At 37.5% G+C, this 21,246-nt stretch carries 18 protein-coding genes and 2 pseudogenes; 6 read left to right on the top strand and 14 right to left on the bottom strand.

What is annotated here, in order from left to right; all coding sequences use genetic code 11:
* Positions 1-63: 63 nt before the first annotated feature.
* Positions 64-1,989, bottom strand: coding sequence for a transglycosylase SLT domain-containing protein (locus tag AC2IP4_RS06675; protein ID WP_486310708.1), 1,926 nt, complete (start codon positions 1,987-1,989; stop codon positions 64-66).
* 348 nt (positions 1,990-2,337) lie between these two features.
* Between AC2IP4_RS06675 and AC2IP4_RS06670 the strand changes: the two genes are divergently transcribed.
* The gene (locus AC2IP4_RS06670) at positions 2,338-3,615 is read left to right on the top strand and encodes a polysaccharide deacetylase family protein (protein WP_375322790.1); all 1,278 of its coding nucleotides are present in this window, start codon (positions 2,338-2,340) and stop codon (positions 3,613-3,615) included.
* 38 nt (positions 3,616-3,653) lie between these two features.
* On the opposite strand, the pseudogene AC2IP4_RS06665 reads toward AC2IP4_RS06670, so the two are convergent.
* From AC2IP4_RS06665 to AC2IP4_RS06650, 4 genes and pseudogenes are all read right to left on the bottom strand, one after another.
* Positions 3,654-3,839 (bottom strand): annotated as a pseudogene (locus tag AC2IP4_RS06665) (DUF3465 domain-containing protein); the annotation flags it as partial.
* Positions 3,840-3,868: 29 nt separating this feature from the next.
* Complete coding sequence (locus tag AC2IP4_RS06660) at positions 3,869-4,417, bottom strand: VRR-NUC domain-containing protein (RefSeq protein ID WP_375322791.1); 549 nt, start codon at positions 4,415-4,417, stop codon at positions 3,869-3,871.
* Between the two features lie 350 nt (positions 4,418-4,767).
* Positions 4,768-5,424: a class I SAM-dependent methyltransferase gene (locus tag AC2IP4_RS06655; RefSeq protein WP_375322446.1), complete on the bottom strand. Its 657-nt coding sequence runs from the start codon at positions 5,422-5,424 to the stop codon at positions 4,768-4,770.
* An 84-nt stretch (positions 5,425-5,508) separates the two neighbouring features.
* Positions 5,509-6,852 carry an MATE family efflux transporter gene (locus AC2IP4_RS06650; protein ID WP_486310707.1) on the bottom strand — a complete coding sequence of 448 codons (1,344 nt, stop codon included), beginning with the start codon at positions 6,850-6,852 and terminating at the stop codon, positions 5,509-5,511.
* Between the two features lie 124 nt (positions 6,853-6,976).
* On the opposite strand from AC2IP4_RS06650, the gene AC2IP4_RS06645 reads away from it, so the two are divergent.
* On the top strand, positions 6,977-7,921 hold the full coding sequence (locus tag AC2IP4_RS06645; protein ID WP_375322448.1) for a LysR family transcriptional regulator: 945 nt from the start codon (positions 6,977-6,979) through the stop codon (positions 7,919-7,921).
* A 101-nt stretch (positions 7,922-8,022) separates the two neighbouring features.
* Positions 8,023-9,633: an NAD(P)/FAD-dependent oxidoreductase gene (locus AC2IP4_RS06640; RefSeq protein ID WP_375322449.1), complete on the top strand. Its 1,611-nt coding sequence runs from the start codon at positions 8,023-8,025 to the stop codon at positions 9,631-9,633.
* A 201-nt stretch (positions 9,634-9,834) separates the two neighbouring features.
* Here the strand turns inward: AC2IP4_RS06640 and AC2IP4_RS06635 are convergent, their stop codons facing one another.
* Positions 9,835-10,497: a hypothetical protein gene (locus AC2IP4_RS06635; protein WP_486310706.1), complete on the bottom strand. Its 663-nt coding sequence runs from the start codon at positions 10,495-10,497 to the stop codon at positions 9,835-9,837.
* Between the two features lie 265 nt (positions 10,498-10,762).
* Here AC2IP4_RS06635 and AC2IP4_RS06630 point away from each other — a divergent pair, with 265 nt between their 5' ends.
* Positions 10,763-10,927, top strand: coding sequence for a CCGSCS motif protein (locus AC2IP4_RS06630; protein WP_105054749.1), 165 nt, complete (start codon positions 10,763-10,765; stop codon positions 10,925-10,927).
* A 62-nt stretch (positions 10,928-10,989) separates the two neighbouring features.
* Here AC2IP4_RS06630 and AC2IP4_RS06625 read toward each other — a convergent pair whose 3' ends face one another.
* The 5 genes from AC2IP4_RS06625 to AC2IP4_RS06605 form a co-directional block, all read right to left on the bottom strand.
* Entirely contained in the window at positions 10,990-11,535 is a 546-nt protein-coding gene (locus AC2IP4_RS06625) for a sugar O-acetyltransferase (RefSeq protein WP_375322451.1), read from the bottom strand.
* A 106-nt stretch (positions 11,536-11,641) separates the two neighbouring features.
* Positions 11,642-11,905, bottom strand: coding sequence for a hypothetical protein (locus tag AC2IP4_RS06620; protein ID WP_375322452.1), 264 nt, complete (start codon positions 11,903-11,905; stop codon positions 11,642-11,644).
* Between the two features lie 24 nt (positions 11,906-11,929).
* A complete protein-coding gene (locus AC2IP4_RS06615) occupies positions 11,930-12,730 on the bottom strand; it encodes a PhzF family phenazine biosynthesis protein (protein WP_105054752.1) in 801 nt (266 codons plus the stop codon).
* Positions 12,731-12,757: 27 nt separating this feature from the next.
* The gene (locus AC2IP4_RS06610) at positions 12,758-13,183 is read right to left on the bottom strand and encodes a DUF1090 domain-containing protein (protein ID WP_375322454.1); all 426 of its coding nucleotides are present in this window, start codon (positions 13,181-13,183) and stop codon (positions 12,758-12,760) included.
* Positions 13,184-13,231: 48 nt separating this feature from the next.
* Positions 13,232-13,717, bottom strand: coding sequence for a GNAT family N-acetyltransferase (locus AC2IP4_RS06605; protein WP_375322455.1), 486 nt, complete (start codon positions 13,715-13,717; stop codon positions 13,232-13,234).
* Between the two features lie 163 nt (positions 13,718-13,880).
* Here AC2IP4_RS06605 and AC2IP4_RS06600 point away from each other — a divergent pair, with 163 nt between their 5' ends.
* Positions 13,881-14,642: a carbohydrate deacetylase gene (locus AC2IP4_RS06600; RefSeq protein ID WP_375322456.1), complete on the top strand. Its 762-nt coding sequence runs from the start codon at positions 13,881-13,883 to the stop codon at positions 14,640-14,642.
* 76 nt (positions 14,643-14,718) lie between these two features.
* Here the strand turns inward: AC2IP4_RS06600 and AC2IP4_RS06595 are convergent, their stop codons facing one another.
* From AC2IP4_RS06595 to AC2IP4_RS06585, 3 genes and pseudogenes are all read right to left on the bottom strand, one after another.
* Positions 14,719-17,448 carry a glycoside hydrolase family 3 protein gene (locus AC2IP4_RS06595; protein ID WP_375322457.1) on the bottom strand — a complete coding sequence of 910 codons (2,730 nt, stop codon included), beginning with the start codon at positions 17,446-17,448 and terminating at the stop codon, positions 14,719-14,721.
* An 85-nt stretch (positions 17,449-17,533) separates the two neighbouring features.
* Entirely contained in the window at positions 17,534-18,022 is a 489-nt protein-coding gene (locus AC2IP4_RS06590) for a hypothetical protein (protein ID WP_486310705.1), read from the bottom strand.
* A gap of 53 nt (positions 18,023-18,075) precedes the next feature.
* Positions 18,076-18,409, bottom strand: a pseudogene (locus AC2IP4_RS06585) (GNAT family N-acetyltransferase).
* Between the two features lie 348 nt (positions 18,410-18,757).
* Between AC2IP4_RS06585 and AC2IP4_RS06580 the strand changes: the two are divergent.
* On the top strand, positions 18,758-21,229 hold the full coding sequence (locus tag AC2IP4_RS06580) for a M9 family metallopeptidase (RefSeq protein ID WP_375322459.1): 2,472 nt from the start codon (positions 18,758-18,760) through the stop codon (positions 21,227-21,229).
* The last annotated feature ends 17 nt before the right edge of the window (positions 21,230-21,246 follow it).

Here is a 21,246-nt window from a genome sequence, read left to right as displayed (position 1 = left end):
AAAGTTAGTTGCCATCTGTTTTTTAGATGGATAAACATAGAAAAAGTCATACCGTAACAATAATTACAAGGAAGGAGTCCATTTCAATTCAGAGGTGGTAAAAAAATCGCCCTCTATCTTGAGTAAATCTCGATAATACATTTCAAACATTAAGATGTTTTTTACGTAGACACGCGTTTCTTTAAAAGAAATAGACTCAATATAACCAAAGATATCAATCTCATTGCTTGCTTGTCGTCTCCATACAGCCACCATTGTAGGCCCCGCATTATAGGCAGCAAAAGCAAGAGCTCTATTTTGATCATAATGACGAAGTAAATGACTTAAGTATCGACTTCCTATTTCAACGTTCTTCTTAGGATTAAAAAGCATAGAACGTTTTTTATAATCTAAATTATACTTATCTGCCACGTAAGCTGCTGTGCTTGGTAACACTTGCATTAGCCCTAATGCTCCCACTGGCGAGTGAGCCAACGGTTCAAACCCACTTTCTTGCCGAGTTAAAGACAATAAGGTAATCATGTTGACCTTATGCTTCTTACTATACTCTTTAAATATAGCTTGATAACGAACAGGGAAACGTAATTCGATGTAATCCCATAGCTCTCCAACCAACGTTGCATCATGAGCAAAAGCATTCCAATTTTTCGTTAGTGCATAGCGGGTCAATAATGCTTTATCACTCTTATCTACTCTGGAAATCAAATGACGCCATTGGCTTTTTGCTGCGGCTTCTTTCCCTAAATTGAGTAATTCATTAACCCGTTCTATATCAGGACGGAAAGGAGATAATTTATCGGTATGAAAATCAACACTCGAAATTGGATATTTAACCATTCTGTTTAACGTGATAGCAGCAGCAACACTATAAAAGTGGCGCTCTCCAGCAATCCGCTTTAACCTCGCCTCTCCACTTTCTTGCTTTCCAAGAGATATTTCACTGCGCCCTAACCAATATTGCCAACGATAGCTAGCTTGTTCTTCCTCTGAAAGACGTAAAATCCAGTGTTTAATATTTTTCCATTCTGCCTTTCGTATTGCTAAACGTATCCTTTGCACTAAAGCTTGATCATTAGTTGATTGTTCAAAAGTCTTATCTCGCCATTGAATTCTTTCTTCATCCTTTATATCTAAAAGTCGTACCGCTGCATATTCTAAACTCGGTTGAAATTCATTTTCGCTAAATGAAAAGTGATCATTTAAAAAAGCAGAAACCTCATAAGCATTATCAATATCATGTCGAACTAAATGTCGAAACATTACCTGTGCATAATCACGATTAAAACGTGAGTCTTTTTTAGTTTCAAAAGTCATGATAAGTTTATCTGGTTGCTTATATAAACGAAGCATTTCAGACATAAGATCTTTCATTTCATCATTAGAGGCAAGTTTACGAAGATAAGTAATAAGACGAGGATTTTTACTTTCAACGGCCAGTAACGCACGTTGAAAAATAACATCATCAGTCCTCTCTCCAGCCTCATCCCAATAAGAAAAAAGGCGGTTACAAGCATTAGAAACACTTTCACCATTTAACCAGAGCTTTTTTGCTCCAATAAATGCCATATCTTTATTATCTTGATGATAAAAAGCGGTGTAATACCAGCATTGATAATCTTGATCTCTAGGAGGCGTGGTCTGGTAATCTAATAATGACTTCCAATTCTTAGAAGCGATCATCGCATTAAGGTAATCAGCTCTTATAGACACCGAGAAAGGATAATCTGAATAATCTAAAGAGAATTGGTTAACCTGATCGGAGGTTTTATTAGTAATATCAAATAAAAAAGCACGATAATCCGTATACGCCGCTAATGCGTAATTATCAATATCTGAGCGCTTTTTGTTATAGACAGAAATATCCTTTTTATTAAACCCTTGCTGAATGGCGTCATAGGCATAACGGTTTAACCACAGTTCCGAGACAGCTGATACACTCGAACTGCTAAGCACACCAATAAATACTACAAACCAATTTACCCTTTTCATCAAACACATTGAAAGTCCTTTTTCATAGATGCACAGATTCAGTTTGGTCTAGTTATAGCAAATTATCTAGCCTAGGATCGTTCCATTTTTGAAAATCTCATTTTGTAATACACCTTTCTTTTCATTCCCTCCAAATTATTAATAATATAATCAGCATTTCTTTTAGTTACATCTCATAGTGAATAACGTCGCAGATTTACGCTCACATATACAAAGCCCTGACTCATTATTTGTTTTGTAATCGGCCTTTACTACACTCTTTTTTCATTTTTAAAAGGAATTTGTAAAGTGATAAAATTAACGATACCTAAGATTTCAATATTTAGCTGTATATTAGCCCTTCATTCAATACCGACACAGGCTTTCCCTGTTGTTAGTGCCAACGTCCCCCCCTCATCAAAGTCACCTATTCCAACATCAGAAACCCCAATGTTTATCAGTTTAGGTTTTGATGACAATGTGGAATCAGATGGTTTGATGTGGGTAATGGAACAATTAGCAAAGACAACTAACCCGGAAGGAGGTGATAAATACGCCGAGCAACCATTATCCGCCTCCTTCTTTATGCATTGCGAACCTGCAAGAGATAATGAAGGAATAAAGTCCTTGTGGCGACAACTTGTCATCTCAGGTCATGATATAGGCAACCACACAGAGACTCACCCTGATGATAAGGTCAATTATAACCCTCTTCAATCATGGATGACTTCAGAACAATGGCAACAAGAAGTAGAAAGTTGTAACTCTTGGTTAAAGCAAACAGTTGCAGAAGGCGGAATTGGAGTACAAAGTATTTCAGGATTCCGGGCACCATTTATGACGTATAACGACAACACACTGCAAGCCATCATTAATGAACAAATTCGTTATGATGTCAGCTTTCCCGCAGGAATTACTACAGAGCAAAATGGCCTTAACAATTATTGGCCATTTACCTTAGATAACGGCAGTCCTTCACATAATCAAGCAGTGAATGACTGGTGGAAGCCGAGTATCAATAACTACCCTGGTTTATGGGAAGTTCCTTTACACACATTAATCGTTCCGCCAGACAATGAATTAGACAATTATGGTTTAGATTATTCACTCAGAGATAAAATTGCGAGTCGTATTGGCTATTTTGATCCTGTCTCAGGAAAAGGAGACAATTTTGACTGGAACCTATACACCACTCCAAATTGGGGGGCAGCAGGTCTTAACGAAAATGATGTAGTTGCTATCTATAGTTACAATCTGGATTTACGCCTAGAAGGAAACAGAGCACCATTGGTTCTAGGGTTACATTCTTCATTTTATGGCTATTTAAATGGACAAGAGCATTATGGTATGCCAGAAACAACGGTTCAGAGTCGTCAAAATGTATTAAAACGATTCATAAAATACGCCTTAACAAAGCCAGAAGTAAGATTTGTAAATCACAAGCAGATCGTTGATTGGATGGTTTCTCCTGAACCATTAACCTTATGTCCGAAAGAAGAGTGGCAGGTGCATGACATTTATAAAAAAGGGACTACTGTCATTTACCAAGGAAAAATGTGGCAAGCTCAATGGTGGACACAATTAGAGATTCCAGGGCTAGTAGAAAACTCACCATGGAAAATAATTAAAACTTGTACCCCAACATAATAAAAGTCCCCTTTTGTGAAGAAGGGGATTTTTAATTTCTATTCGTAAGTACGTCCGTTATGTTTTAGCCATCCATGAGTATGGCGATTTCCTGGGTCGAGATGAGTCCAATGTACGACACCGCCTTTATTTGAGTACTCATACTCACCATAAAACTTCACCATGCCCCCTTTTCTTAAATTTGGAATTCTCGGCGCTAAATCAATATTATGTACAATTAAAATATCAAGAACTCGAATTAATACGTAAAGAATTAGACACCAAGTGGATTGGGAAATTGAACAACCTTGATATCATAACTTTTTGGAATATAAAGACTGCTCTCTTCTGCAAGGTAAGCAACCTCTACATCGCACTCTAATACTGACTTAATGTTTGATAAACAGATTAACTCAGCATCTGAAAGAATTTCATTCTCTTTTTTCACCACCACAAACAATATCGAACCGTCAGGTTTATATAAGAACAAATCTGGTTCTCCAGAGGTTAACCCTGTTCGTAATCCTTTAAAGAGTGACAGCTTATTTGGGTTTATGTATTGGGCAAGTAAGATCCTACCTTCTGTATAAAGTGGATTATCAAGTTCCCAATTGCCTAAAGCATAAAATGCCGTACCTAACCATCCCTGACTCATATATTGAGATAATCCAAAATACGCACCGAAATACTCATCTGGTTGCTGTTCAACTTCTGTGGGGATGAATAAACTCGAAGGTAACCATTCTTCTTTCTTTCCTTCTTTCCAACCATCAAGTAATCGTTGAGGATACGTAAATACCGTCTCTTTAATCGTGTGAATCATCATAAATTCCTTTTATAAACATAACAACGTTTTCCACTTGGTATGAATTATTACAGAGTAGATAAACTCATTTTTTTGAATCTTCGTATTCTTGATATTTCTTTTCTATCCAGCGATGCAAATGCAGTCCTGTCGTCTTTTTCACTGTATAAGCAATAAGAGCGAGTAGTATTAAGCCTATTATTGTTCCCATTACATCCCTTTGATTTAAAACATTTAACATGGAGATAAATTACCATGAATTTAGGATGTAATTTGTGAACTTATTTAAATATCTAGAATGAAAAAAGAAGAGTTTGAAAAGAAACACTCAGCACATTGGAATGCTGAATGTTAATAGCAGGTAATTTTTATTTTTTTCGAGCAGAAAAGAGAGCAACACAACCAATAACATCAATGTTTACATCAACAAAAGTATCGTTCAATACTGCTTCTAATGCGTGAACGTCATCGTCTTCATTCGTAAAAATTCCCTTCTTGTTATAGAAATTCATTAATTTACTTGCAAACACATTTTTCGGAACGCCTTGACCTAGAATAGTACTGCCAAATAACACTCCACCATCATTTAACACCTCATGTAAATGCGTAAAAATAGCGCTTTTTTCTGATAAATCCCCTGGCAAACAATGCAGTAAATAATTGATGCTAATTGAATCAAAGTTCTCACACTTAAGCTCTAAAGGAACCAGTATATTTTTACGATACACTTCTGGGTTAAAATGTTGAATAGCTGTTGCTGTTGATTCAAGACTATTTTCATTAAGATCAACTAAAGCGACTCGCCTCTCTGTTAGCGATAAATGTTTTTTTAGATAGTACCCTGTACCAACCCCTACATCTAAGTGGTTCTTTGATGCAAGATCAATAAACTGTTGGCTAATTAACTTTGTTGGGCACTTCCATAAATAATGGTTTGAAAAACCTAATACCCATAAATCATAGATAGAAAGTACTTTTTTAGAATACACCGCCTGCCCAGCAAACGTCGCTGAATCTTTATTCATTACTCGTACCCGAAACTGTTTGTATAAAGGAACTCGAATTTACCTGAAATACACCAACTAACAAATCTTACCAGACATATTCACCTAGTGAATAGTTTCGATTTTTATAGCACTATAACGACGAATGGCGATCATTAAATGCATTAATAAAAGTATCCCTGTCACCCCTAACCCAACCCCAATACCAGCCCAGATCCCCGCTAACCCGAATAAAGGCATGAGTAACCACGCCGCAGGTAAACCAAATACCCAATAACCAATCGCCGTCATAACAGTTGGTATAGAGACAATCTTCATCCCACGCAATAGATTAATGGCTAACAACTGCCATGCATCCACAATAAAGCACAAAGCCACAACCCAAATAACAGAAGACAGTAATTCCGACATATTATTTGTGCCATCATCGAGTTGAAATAAATTGGCAATGCTGTCTGGCCAAATAATAAAAACAGCAGATAAAAAGACACTAATAGCAGTCACAAGCAAGAGGCTATGTAGTGACGTTTGCTTTATACCGGCGTAATTTTCCGAGCCAAAATCTCTTCCTATTAAAATGGCTGCCGCTTGTGAAAAACCAAAATTAAAATTCCAAGTAAAACTTAAGCATTGCAATAGGATTTGATGCAGTGCTAAAGATGCAATACTGATGGTTCCCGCCATCAACGTACCGCCATAAATTAATCCATGCTCAAGCAGTGCCGCCAAACCAATAGGTAATCCCATCATTAACAAGGGCAACATCAATTTAAGCGAATATTCTTCAAGATGTAACCAAGGAGCAAATTGTTGGAACTCTGTTTGTTTAAATACCCAAATACCGTACCCAACCATCACAATAAACGCCGCAATGGCTGTTCCTAACCCTAACCCAGTTAGGCCCATTCCCAATTGAAACGTTAATAGATAGCTAATAGGCACATTTAAAATCACTGTAATAACTGACATCACCATAATGGACCTAACATTTCCAAGCGCACTGGTTAATCCACGTAATACCAACAAGATTAATGACGGAAACATCACCCATTTCAGTGCATGAACGTATTCCATTGCTAACGTAATCATTTCTTCAGGTTGATTTGCCTCTGTTAATACAAGCGGTGCGTATGAAAAACTAAACATCAATAACACACTGAGTACCACAGAAAGTAAAACCGCACCTTTAACCGCAAAGCGGATCTGTTGATTGCCATAATCAGGTCTTGCTAAACGTTGGCCGTAAGCAATAGCGATTAAATTAGCGACACACCCAACGGTGCTACTCGCAATGATAAAGATGAAAAAATAAATGGAGGCGCCAAGCCCTCCACCTGCCAATGCCGAAACACTTAACCGTGACATCATCCACACATCAGTCAACACCAGTGCCATAGAAATAAGTTGTGAGATGATGAGTGGGAATGCGAGTGACAGTATTTTTTTCATAAAAAGAGAATTCTTATATTAATTAAACCAAGGTATCAATTAGGCCAAAGTTAAAGGGTTAGAGACTGGTATTCAATTGATATATCCGTCACACTGGCATTCTAAAAACTCATGCGAGAAAATTATGACTCCTTACTCTAATTTACCCTACTCACATAATGGTTTAAAAGCCTTTGAATCCGTAGCTCGTTTAATGAGTTTCACTTCTGCTGCCAACGAGCTTAACGTGACTCAAAGCGCAGTAAGTCGTCAGGTTAAACAGCTTGAAGATGATCTCAGCGCATCCTTAATCGTACGGAAACATCGAGCTATCGAATTAACGTTACAAGGGGGAGAGCTTTATCATACTCTACGAGATAATTACTCGGCGTTAGAATCCGTTCTCGCTTCTTGGCAAGAACCAAAGCAAAAACGGATTGTAATTAAAGCGACGCTCAGCTTTGCTACCCGCGTAATGATACCTAAAGTAAGAGAGCTCAATGAACGCTACCCTGATTACGAAATCGTCATTATTCCTTCTTTAGAAGAAGATGAGTGTTTAGATAACCCAGATTATGACCTTTTGATCTTTCATACCCGTCTCAAAGATCACTACGATAACAAACCAAATATGTTTCTGCTTAGAGAAGAGTTTATGGCTCCTGTCTGCGCGGCAAGTATCGCAACGGAGCACACCAATGTAGATTCAATTTTAACCATGCCAAGGCTTCATCCTACTTTAGATCACCATGATTGGAAGATGTGGTTAGCTGATGTCACTACTCCGCCATATCAACAAGTAAGAAACACTAGCTTTCTTTCATTAGATTTAGCATTGAGTGCGTGTTTATCAGGACAAGGCGTTACCGTAACTGATTTACTTCTCATACTTCAAGAATTAGAAAGAGGCTTCTTTTATTGTCCTGAAAACGCCAAAGTACAGCACAGTGCGTGGACATATTACGGACATCAACGTACCCACTCAATGGTGATTGATGATTTAGTTGACTGGTTAAAACTGAACTCAAAAAACGAAATTAACCTATTGAAAAAATTAGCAGAAAAACATCAGTGGCACGGCGTAATATAAAATGAGTACTTTTGCCGTTTTTAGCCTGCAATATAGATTACATTTTTGAGATAGATCACGTAAACTACGCGCTTATTTTCATGCCAACTATCAGGTGAATTATGATACGTATCAACCAAGTTAAATTACCGCTGGATCACAGTGAAGACGAACTGAAAAATGCAGTTTTAAGCACACTGTCTATTACTGAAGAACAGCTGGTTGATATCCATGTATTTAAACGTGGCTATGACGCACGTAAAAAGAATCAAATTTTCTTAATCTATACGTTAGATATTACCCTGCAAGACGTGAATGAAGAGCAGCTATTAGGCAACTTTGAAGACAACCATAATATTCGTGTTTCACCTGACACTGAATACAAATACGTTGCCACTGCTCCTGCTGATTTAACTGAGCGCCCTATTGTTATCGGTATGGGCCCATGTGGTTTATTTGTTGCTCTTATCTTAGCGCAAATGGGATTCAAGCCAATCGTCTTAGAACGTGGTAAATCAGTACACGAACGTGCGAAAGATACCTTCCGTTTTTGGCGTACCAGTGAATTAAACACAGAATCAAATGTTCAGTTTGGTGAAGGCGGCGCAGGCACATTCTCTGATGGCAAGCTATACAGCCAAGTGAAAGATCCAGGTTTCCTAGGACTTAAAGTAAAAACAGAATTTGTTGCAGCCGGTGCGCCTGCTGAAATCATCTACGTAAGTAAGCCTCATATCGGTACTTATAAGCTAGTGACTATGGTTTCACAAATGCGTAGCAAGATCATTGAGCTAGGTGGCGACATTCGTTTTGAAACTCGCGTTGACGAGATCAATATCGAAGACGGACAAGTAACAGGTGTGACGCTAAACGGTGGCGAAGTCATTAATAGTAAACACGTTGTTGCTGCTATTGGCCACAGTGCTCGTGATACATTCCAAATGTTGCACGATAAAGGTGTACACATGGAAGCACAATCATTCTCGATTGGTTTCCGTGTTGAACACAAACAAGAAATGATTGACCAAGCACGCTTCGGCAAGAATGCAGGTCACCCACTTCTAGGTGCTGCCGATTACAAACTTGTTCACCATTGTAAAAATGGCCGTTCAGTTTACAGCTTCTGTATGTGTCCGGGTGGTGTTGTTGTTGCTGCTACCTCAGAAGAGCATGCAGTAGTAACTAACGGTATGAGCCAATATTCACGTAGTGAGCGTAATGCAAACAGTGCAATCGTTGTTGGGATCTCACCTGAAGACTTTAATAACGATCCGCTGCAAGGCATTGCTCTACAACGTAAGCTAGAACGTCATGCATACGTAATGGGCGGAAGCAACTATGATGCACCTGCACAAATGGTTGGCGACTTCCTAGCAGCAGGCAAAGGCAAACCATTCGAAAACGTTGAGCCATCTTACAAGCCTAACGTTAAGATGACTGATCTTAGTGATGCATTACCAGATTTCGCTATTGAAGCAATTCGCGAAGCTCTGCCTGCATTTGCTAAGAAAATCCGTGGTTTTGACAGCAAAGACGCAATGCTAACAGGCGTTGAGACTCGAACTTCATCTCCTGTTCAGATCAAACGTGGTCCAGACTTCCAAAGTTTAAACACCAAAGGTCTATACCCTGGTGGTGAAGGCGCAGGTTATGCCGGTGGTATTCTATCTGCAGGTATTGATGGAATTAAAATCGCTGAGGCGGTTGCTCTAGATATGCTAAAAAACGCGTAATCAAGTATCCAAAATAAACGAATAAAACTAAGAGTGGCATGGTTAATATACCGCTCTTAGCTGTTTAAATCTCTTCTCTTATTTACTCTTATAGCTCGCTCTTACTTATCCCGATAGATCATACAAGTCGCGGTCGCGTGTGCATATAAATTCCCTTTTTCATGCTAGACACCGTCTGGACTGACCACCACTTAAGCTAGCTCATTCACCTTGTCTCTCCATCTTTAACTCTGCAGATACTTTAGTAACACGAACTGAAATCGCAATACAGATCAAATAAGGACTCAAATACCAAAATAGCTCTTCTAATGGGTGTTTCTTTGTTTCTAATACCGTACTTTCATAGACATATTTTTGAGCCTGATAATTATCAAACATACCTTGCAACCACATAACATTCGAATCGATTAGATCAGACTTAAATGTGATTTTTGGCAAACTATCAAACGTAATATTGGGTAATTCGTTAAAATTCATTGATTGTAAATAATGCGCAGACTCTGAAAGCCATAAACAAGATTGTTGTGATGCTACACGCTCATCAACCCTTAAATCATTCACACATAAAAAACTGTTTAATTGATTTACAGTATAATCATTAATAGATTCAAGACTTAACACAGCACGCGTATGTTCTGTTTCAGCCCAATCGCTCGCCACTCTTGATCTCACCTCTGATACTGTCCCCATTAAACCTATACCGGCAACAATAGGCCAAAGATAATCAATTTTTTTCCATTGTATTTTAGACAAGTTTTTACCACACAATAATGGTATATGAAGAAAACCAGTAAGCAGCAAAGTCATAAAGAAAAAGAAGGTCGAGTTAGAGAGAATGATCTCACTACTAAAAAAACTGTCCATAACTACCTATTTATATGCACTATTTTTAAATATAAAAATGCATAATGCCCCACCCTGAGATGTTTTGCTACATAAGTCTAATTAGAAGAAATCACCGACTACCTCTTGATATGAAAGCCTTGCATCTTCATAGCCAGCAAACACCCCATTAAATATCGATGAAAGTATTAGAACTTATTTGTCCTATGTGAAATCTTGACTATTTGTAACATTTTAAATAAGATGCATTTTAAATACACCTTATTGATCACAGAGAGAAATTACCATGACACTATCATTCACAAAGATATTCAAAAAAAGCGAAAATAAACCAACTGATGATAAATTAGTACAGCAACCAATTTTAAATGAAAAAAAATCATTTGAAGATAAAGAAAAAAAGGTAAAAAAACACGGAGAACCAGGAGTTTGCTGTGGTTCATGCTCATAATAGATAATGAAAAACCTCGGATATTAACCGAGGTTTTCCTTACTTAAACATTATTTGCAAATCTAAACTGATTTAATAACGCGACACGGATTACCGACAGCAACACTGTTATCAGGAATATCACGATTAACAACACTGCCGGCACCTATCACACAATTATTACCAATTTTAACTCCCGGTAAAATAGATACATTACCCCCAACCCAAACATCATTACCAATAGAGATGCTCGCGCCGTATTCTGTTTTCTGACGCTCAATAGGATCTAATGGATGAGTGCCCGTCGAGATCATCACATGAGGGCCAAATAAGACATTATTACCAATAGTTACTTTGCACACATCGACAATCGTCAAGTTATGATTAGAATAAAAATTGCTACCAATTTCAATGTTATAACCATAATCACAAAAGAAATTAGGCTCCATGTGAGCGTTATCTTTTATGCATAGCAACTTTTTTAAGATACCCACTCTTTCATCTAATTTGGTTGGATCTGCCAAATTAAACTGATGACATTGCGCCTTAGCATTCATGCGATCATTAAGTAAAATTTCATCCCAAGCATCATATGGAAGACCAGCTAACATTTTTTCTTTTTCAGTCATTTAAAATCCTAGAAAATTTAATAAAAACAATCACCTTAGGATTATACGTAACATAAAAACACGGAATGTGACCTACTTTGCTTAATCTATTTATTTTGCGGTTCACTTACTTAAAACTAAATAAGAAACGCGATAACTTAATACCTATAGTAAAGAAAGTAACTGTAACAAGAAAAACAAGAATAATAGTGACAACGTAACTAACTGTATCTGAAAAACCTAACCCAAATGCCAAAGAAAAGGCAATACCTTGAAATGCATCATAAGGCCACCTATAGATAGGGAAATGAGATCCAATAGATAACGCAGCAATAAGTCCTATCAAACCTAACACTGAGGTAAACAAACCCATAATTGTTGCTTTATTCATATTGATTACTCAAGAAAACGCCCTCTATACGAACATTTGCCCTTTTATCGTGGTTACTGCAGAGCCAATTAACTTTATTCTTCCATTAGAAAGAAGCTCTGTTCCAATATAGCCACCACGAGAAGAGGCTTGATAAGCATTGAAAGTTGATTTCTTCAGTTTCTCAGCCCAATAAACCGTTAATGCACAATGTGCCGAACCCGTGACCGGATCTTCATTATTTCCTACCCAAGGAGCAAAATAGCGAGACACAAAATCCAATTGTTCTGATGAAGACTTCGCAGTAATCAACACCCCACGGCCTGAAAGCTGCTTTAATCCATCGAAATTAGGAGACAACGCCAATAACGCCTCTTCACTTTCTATTTCTATAAGCTCTTTTGAATCAAATATACCAAATGAAATAACCTCTCTTTCATTAATCCCTAAACACGTTAATAACGCCTTATTTTTTATCGAGTTAAACGAAATTGTGGTGGATGGAAAATCTAATTCAATAGTTGAGTCTTGAAGTTTGGCAGACAGGACGCCAGACAGCGTATTAAACTCAATACATTCACCCGCTTTTGCAGCACCAATCTCTTTTAAAATATGCGCAACAGCCAAGGTTCCGTGACCACATAAAGCCACTTCAACTTGAGGTGTAAACCATCTCAATCTCATGTCTGAAAGAGATAAAAAAGCCGTTTCGGATACGGCCATTTCTTCAGCAATAGATAGCATCAGTGCTTCTGTTAAGCCATTTTCACTAATACAAACACCCGCAGGGTTTCCTTTAAACGCTTCACTCGTAAAAGAATCAACCTGATATATATTTAAATCCATTTGCTATTAACTCCTAGATACTTTGATTTATTTGATTCTTGATAATTCGTCTTTAAGTTGTTCTATTTTTTGTTCTTTTTCTGCTATCTTTCTTTGATATTTTTGAATTTTATCTTCTTTCTGATCTTGCTTTGCTTCAATGAGATCGGAGTGATCTTCAGCTATTTCTTCATTTAACTCTTCAATTTCTTCTTTCAAGTCGTCTTTAATGTCTGCATCAGAACAATAAGTAGCAACTTCTTTCAGTGCTATTTTTAAGCCAGAGAGCTTATGTTCGTTCCCATTATCTTTAGCAATACTAATTTGCTTTTCAATCTCACAAGTTTTCTGAGCGCAACCTACTTGATCACGGCAATCCAATGTTGCTGACGCTTGCGCCGTAGACAAACCTAAAAACAATCCACTGCAACTCATTGCAGAGATAACACACAGACGTGATAATTTTTTATTCATAACATTTCTCCGAAAATTGACGACAGTAACTATAAAGCCTCAACCAAGTTAACTTATTATTAATTCTTGTAAAGACACTACTTTGTTCTCATTATGCGTTAATAACTGAATTTCTTTAAAGCCCATTTTTTGATGGAAAAGTAATGAAGGGTCATTCGGTGGCATAATATCAATTTCAGCAACAACACAAGATAACGAACGTTCTGCTGCCAAATCCAACGCCTGCTTATAAAGTCTCGATGCGACTCTTTTTCCTTGAAAATGCTCAGAAACAACAATTCTATCTATATACAAAAATGAATCATAATTTTCATTAAACCACTCATAGTTAATACTTTCATATTTTACTCCTTGAGTAAAAGCCAGCATAAAACCTGCAATATGGTTATCTTCCTCGATAACAACAGATATCGCCGACATTTCAATGAGCCGAATTAACTTACTCTTATTCATTGGGCTTAATACGTGCACAAACTGCTCATTTAGCTCAAGTATCGTATCAATGTCTTTCTCTAAAATAGCTCTAATAATCACGTTTTCTCCTTCACGTAAGATTTATGTACCCAATCAAATCGTGGTCTCTATCACGCATTAGAACCAGCAATCCCTCCCCCAAGTATACTCACTTGTCAGTGGTGATTAAATGGCTTATTAATAGACTTAGCAGTTCAACATATTCAATATTAAGGTAACCACCATGAAATTAATCATGAACGCCGATGACTTTGGGTTATCAGAAAGTGTCAATAACGGGATCGTAGAATGTCTACAATCAGGCATCGTTACATCTACAACCGTAATGATGAATCAACAAGGCGTTGATCACGCAGCACTCTTATATAAACAAGGTTTAGTTCCTGAGGTTGGTTTACATTTTACTGTCACTGCAGGACAACCGTTATCTGATCCTTTGACCGTATCAAGCTTGGTTGATGAACATGGTTATTTTCTCGATAGAAAAATATTAATGACAAAGAATGTGAGTGATGAAGAAGTCTATATTGAACTTAAAGCACAGTACAATGCAGCAATTAAGGCAGGTTTTGACATTAATCATATTGATAGCCACCATTTCGCTGGTGTATACCCTCCACTAAAAAAAGCGTTTATTCGATTTGCTAATGAAACAGGTCTTCCGGTTCGCCGCATAGATAATATTATTAGTGGCCAAGATGGATTAATCGTACCAACTCCAGATGCATTTGATGCTCAATTTTTTGATGAAGGCGTCTCTCTTAAGCAGTTACAAGTACTACTTTTAAGCTATAAAGAAACGCTTTCTGATGGCGTTTTAGAACTCATGTGCCACCCAAGTACAGAAGACAATTCAGATCTTACTAAACTAACGAGCTACAGAACTATGCGAGTTGTAGAAAGAGAGTTATTAACATCACCAGAATTGTCACTTTGGCTTAAAAAAGAAGGGATTGAATGTATTGGCTTTAATGCGCTGATTTAATCTAAATTTTAAAACTAAAACCAATGACACAGCATGATTAACACCGTGTCATTGGCATTGATATTGGTAATTGATATTAAATCGACTCAAAACTATCACAACTCATCGTATTCTCTGTAATATCTCCATCTTTTGGGACATATCTAATTTCACCAATATCGAACTGAAACGGTTCATCTGAGTACAAGAGAAATGGCGTATTAATATTAGAAAAATTCACACCATTATCTGAAAAGCAACGCAAGGGAACTTTCACTGTTACCCACTCAGATTCAGAAGCTTCTACAATGGCTTTTAGTTCCTTTTGTATAGGGGCTATCGCACCACAAGGGTAAACACAATGGGAAGCCAGTCTTAATGAGTTAGGGATCTTACTTTGCACTGCAATATCAAACTCTAAGGTTGAATCTGCTGCTAAATAATGACGCATATCAATCCCTTTTTTATCAGGAGTTTGAAGATAAAATTGCATAGGAAGTTGTTTGCCAAAATCAATTCTTAAGGCATCTTGTTGATGCTTATAATTAAGAGGCAGTATTGACGCACTACCCACTGTCATCTTTTTAGCTCTAGAGATAAAGGCTCCTTTCCATTTTGTCACTTTTCCACTCACTTTAGGTACAAACGTGGTTGTCGCTTCACGACTGAATATCTCAAGATTTGTCGTTGGTCGATCTTTCGCTTTTGTTTCTCCACATCCCCATTGGCGTTTATCCATAAACAATGTAGGTAGAGATACCAAAGGTTGCTCACTGGTATAATTCAAACCATAGCCGTAAGGAAACAAAGGTGTAAACTCTTTCCCTATTTGTTCAAAATCTGGAGCATGATAATTAGGTATATTTCGACTGTTTTCGTTAATGGTTGTCATGCATTTACTGTTTGGCCAAGAATAAGAAAGCTTACCGCTAAAATTCGCTCCATTTTGAGCAAATAACACATCAGTAATTCCTCGACCTTCAGTACCTGGTAACCATGCCGCGACAAAAGCATCTGAAAGGGCTAACTCAGGATTTACATATAAAGGACGCCCAGAAAATAAGATCGTTACCACCTTAAATCCTCTCTGTTTTAACTCTTGAATTAGCTGTAAGTCTTTTGCATAACTAGGTTTCAATTCTGAATACGCCAATGTTTGATGAGCTTTAATATCTCCATACATTTCAGCATATGGTTCTTCCCCCATCACCACTACCGCAATTGCATCCATAGACGCTTGATTTGGGTCGGTATACACATGTTTATCTCCCACCACTTGTCTAAACGCATCTAAAACCGTCGTGGCATGGACAAAATCGTGTGGCTTATTTTCATTTCCTTGCCAAGTTAACGTCCAGCCGCCACTCTGTTTTTGAATGTCATTGGCAGCACTTCCTACCACAACATAGCTGCGATTCTTTTGTTTCAATGGTAGTATTTTATTCTCATTCTTTAATAAAACTAGAGATTCACTGACTGCTTGTCGAGCCACTTTTCGATGCTCAAGCGCCCCTAGAATTTGTTGTTCACCCGCAAGGATACGATAAGACGGTCTCGGTTTTTCCCATAAACCCGCTCGCATCTTAACCCGCAGAATACGGGTTACCGCATCATCAATTCGAGCCATTGGTATTTGACCATGTTGAACTTGCTTAATTACGTTTTGATAAAAAGCTTTCCAATCTTTATTGTCAGTTACCATAAATAAATCATTACCGGCATTAACCGCTTTAGGGCAGCTCTGATTTGTACACCCTTTTACTTCACCGTGACCATTCCAATCCGTAATAACAATACCATCGAATCCCATTTTTTCTTTTAAGACATCGGTGATTAAATAACGGCTGCCGTGAAGTTTACCAAAGCGATTACTGTCTATTTTCTTTGTATCTATTGACCGATCTTTAATGTCATTTTTCTGCCAAGAGTTGAATGACGTCATAACTATCTGGGCTCCAGCTTCAAGAGCAGAGTAATACCCCATAGCATGAATATTACGTAAGTCATCCTCACTATAGAACGTAACACCACGATCAACACCGTTAAACGTACCTCCATCTCCAATCCAATGCTTTACAGTAGACAGAACTCGTTGCTCCGAACGCAGCTCTTTTTCCGTTCCTTGCAGGCCTTTAACGATAGCTCTTGCGTATTGGTAGGTAATATCAGGAATTTCTGAATACCCTTCATACACTCTCCCCCAACGATAATCACGCGGCGTAGCAACGGTAGGAGCAAAAGTAAGATCAAGACCTGTCGCTGCAACTTCTTTTGCGGTAATTCGACCAATCTCAAAAAGTAACTCAGGGTTATTTGCGGCTCCTAACCCAATGTTATGAGGGAATAATGTCGCTCCATACACATTGTTATTCCCATGTACAGCATCTGTTGCCCACATAAATGGGATCCGAAAGCCTCTGCCAGCATACGCTTGATCTAATGCGCTCCAATATTTATCAGATTGCAAAGCCCATTCTAATGCCGACGCATGTTTGTTTTCATTTGGCCAACCACCACCGCCATTAAGTACTGATCCTATCTTATATTGCTTCGCTTCTTTAGGCGTAATCTGACGATATTCAGGCATGACCATTTGCCCAACTTTCTCACCTAATGTCATTTGAGCAACGATATTCGCGACCCTTTCTTCAATATAATCTCGTTTTGGAATAGCACTATTTACTTTCGGCCATTCATGAAAATAAGGTAACGAATCGATATCGGCTAAAGAGGAAGATCTTTGATCTGAAGAAACAGGAAAAGTTGTAAGAAAAAAGAGAGAGAAGCTAATTATACTCGTATGAGTACGCTTATTTTTTATAACCATCGAAAACCCCTTCTCTAATTCCATCCATTATTTTTTAGTCTAGGACAGGAAAGAGGCTCAAAAAAGTCGTCGACAAAAATAAATGCTACTTAACGTCACGTAAAACAGAATGCAAGCTATCAGACATCAATTCAAATTTATTAAGAATTTGCTCATAACCAAATTGAGAAGGCAATCCCCAATTTTCACAACCAGAGAGGATTGGAACACCCGGCAATAATGTCAGTTGTAAGCGCGCTTTATGATCTCTGGCCATAAATCGGATATCGTATTCAGAATAGCACTCAACACTATCTAAAGATGAAGGCGACTTCCAACGAACAATCCCTTTACCAAGTAGAGTCCCGCTCGCTTTATTTTCAACACGTAATATGGGCTGGTTTTTTCCATATGCCAGTGTGATATGGCGCCGAGCCTTTTCCCATAATGCCGCTTCCTTCCCATTTAGTCCGCTATAGGTGAACGTCTGTGCTTCTATGTCAAAAACAGTGATCGGCGAATCGAAAGGGCTTAACTGCGTACTACAACCAGAAAATAACGTGGTCAAAATTAAGACGACACTTTGCTTCTTCATTCATTACTCATTTAAATTAAAAGATATCTGTAATTAATCACTTTTTCCATCACCTAATTTACAAGCTTTTGCCCACGAACATCAATCATTTGTTGCTTAACAATCGTAAATCCAAAATGTTCATAAAAAGATTTCGCTGTAAATAGTTACTTCTGAATAATATCGCGATAACCCTTTCTCCTTTCCTATAGAGAAAATGTGATTCATTAATGCGTTACCGACCCCTTTACCTTGATATTGGTGATGGCACCAAACAGTAAAATCAAAATCACTAGGTGCTCATGCGATTACTTGTTCTTTAGAGTAATCATGAATATTTATATTTCTAACCATATTAAAGAATACTTCCCATGACTCACCAGCATCATCTTCAACATAATTTCTTATTCTTAATTCTTTTCAAAGACTTACATTAACAATGGTAACAATAATATTAATACACCTATGTTTAACTATTTTAAATTTCTACGCAATATAAGCGTAATTTTCTTATTAATCATTTATAAGCCCTCTTCGATTTCTATTTATTAAATACCGATAATTTATATTACCTCACTCTTAAATTAACTTTTATCTAACATTGGAAAATAGTTATTAAATCTAAAGCAATAGGCGTAATTACTATATGTGCAATTTCTGAACTGCGATCTTAACAATAAGATTTGCATTGGTATCGTGAATGTTTTGTTGGTAAAAACACACCCCGAAAAATAAACCCAATAACTTAGAGATACTATGATTAATAATTACATCCGCAGTTGGTACCGCATCACTTCGCTCGCACTTGCTATTGCAGGAAGTTTAATTTCACCATCTACACTTGCTATTGAGCCTGGAGAGGCTCAATCATGCTCAATAAAAAGCATCTCAGAATCAAATCAATTTCTCGATCAAATAGAAATTGCAAATAATAATTGCCAGAGATCTTGGTTCGATGCTCCTCGTTCATTATTTGAATCCTTATATAGTGAACCACAATTACAAAAAGTAGTTAACCGACTTAATCTACGCATTATGGAATATAAAGGTGAAGATACACAGGCAAAAAAAATTGAAAATCTAGCAGAATATGTTCGCGCAGCTTATTTCGTTCGTTATGGTTTTAAAGCAGAGCTAGAAGATTATTCTGAGCAACTCGATATGCAATTGGCTGCAAGTATCCAATCTTTTATTGCGCACCCCAAAGCAATGACAAAAGGGAAAAACCAAACGAGTGCCATGTATAGCATGATCTATATGATTGACAGTATTCGACAACTGCCTTCTATCATGAGTTCCCTTGTAAAGTCATTAGATTCCCTCTCTATTGAAAACGCAGAGAGTTGGGAGAATCAGAAAAACTTAAATGTTTTATTTCAAGCAATGAACGGACACTCTGGTATACAAACCTATTACGACAATCTGCAAGCCCATCCAGAATATCTCACACAATTACACCAATTTATCTTAAATAAAGAATGGGCATTAGAAACAAAATCAGGATTCTTAGTCACTAATGCCGGTCGTGAAATGGGTCGCTTACTTGCAAGCCCACACGCAAGCACCCGTCAACAGGTATTTACCATTTTAAAAGATTTATTAGATCGTTATCCATTGGGAGGTAAAAGCGATAAAATGTGGGTTGGTATAGCTGAAATGATAACCTATTTCGCCCCAGATAGAGCAGCTGAGTTTGGTCTTAAAAATGCCAAAGATGAATTAGAACAACGTATCATGACCTTAAATTATCAATGTGATGGTCCTGCAATCATTCGTGGCCAAAATATGACTCAAGAACAAGCCCAAGCAAGTTGTGACACATTAAATGTAAAAGAAGCTGACTTCCATCTAGTTACTAACAGTGGTTACCGTCCAGTCGATGATGACCTAAACGATACCCTTGAGGTTGCTGTCTTCGATAGTAATGCTGATTACATTACTTACTCTTCTTTTTTGTTTGGCAATACAACAAACAATGGTGGCCAATATCTTGAAGGCTCACCAAGTAAAATAAACAATCAAGCTCGATTTATTGCTTATCGCCAAGATAATAACAACAAATTTTCTATCTTAAACCTTGAGCATGAATACATACATTATCTGGATGGCCGCTTTAACCAACATGGCGATTTTAACGATAATTTACGAGAAGGTTATATTGTTTGGTGGCTAGAAGGTTTTGCTGAATATATGTCTTATAAAAACACTTATAGTGCAGCGATTCAAATTGGGCGACAAAAAACCTATCGCTTATCTGACGTGTTAGCCACAACATACGATCATAATACTGACCGTATTTATCGTTGGGGGTATTTAGCCGTTCGTTTTCTTATCGATAACCATCCTGAAAAGGTCGATCTTTTATTAGCACTTTCTCGCGATGGCGATTATAAAGAATGGGCTAAAACAATAAAAAATATTGGTGAACAATACGATAATGAATTCAATGTATGGCTAGATACTGTTGTTGATGAAACGACACTTGATGACAAAGAAACCAATGAGCCTCAGAAACCAACGCAACCTTCAGAAACGATGACCGCACTCAGTGCTAATACAACCATCACACTATCGTCAGAAATTTATAATGAGCAATTATTTTATTTTGATGTCACATCAGATGCAGCAGTCGTGTCTGTATCTATCAATGGAGATGGTGATGCCGATTTATATGCAAGTTTCAATAAAGTCGCTCACTACTATGATTATGAAACAAGTAATTTTCAACGTGGTAGCGATGAAAGCATTCAATTTGGATCAAATAATACCAGTACACCTCTTAAAGTCGGCCGCTATTACTTTAGTGTCGCAGCACGAGAAGCGTTTAAACAAGTGACTTTAGCGGTTAATGTAGACACTAATAATACGTCCACGACTCCTTCAGTGCCATCTGATAATTTAAAACCGATCCTATTAGATAATAATGTCGCAACAGAGATCATAATTAATAAACAGCGTTATTTAGCATTATATGTACCAAAAGATGAGCAAACTGTCCGTATTTGGGTTGATAAGAAAAAAACAGCAGCAAATGTAAATAAAGGTGATATTAATCTCTATGCAGCCAAAGGTTATTGGCCAACAGAGATTCAAAATGAAGTCTCCTCTACAGGTAAAGCACGTAACAAATTCATTGAAATGAACGTTGAAAAAGCAGGTTACGTTTATTTCTCAGTAACAGCCTCTCAACCTGATAATTTAGTGGATGTCTACGCTACATTCTATTAAAACAGTTCTATCTAATA

This window comes from Aliivibrio thorii, from assembly GCF_057368585.1.
The sequence above is the reverse complement of the archived record's forward strand: the minus strand, read 5'-3'. Positions and strand labels throughout refer to the sequence as shown.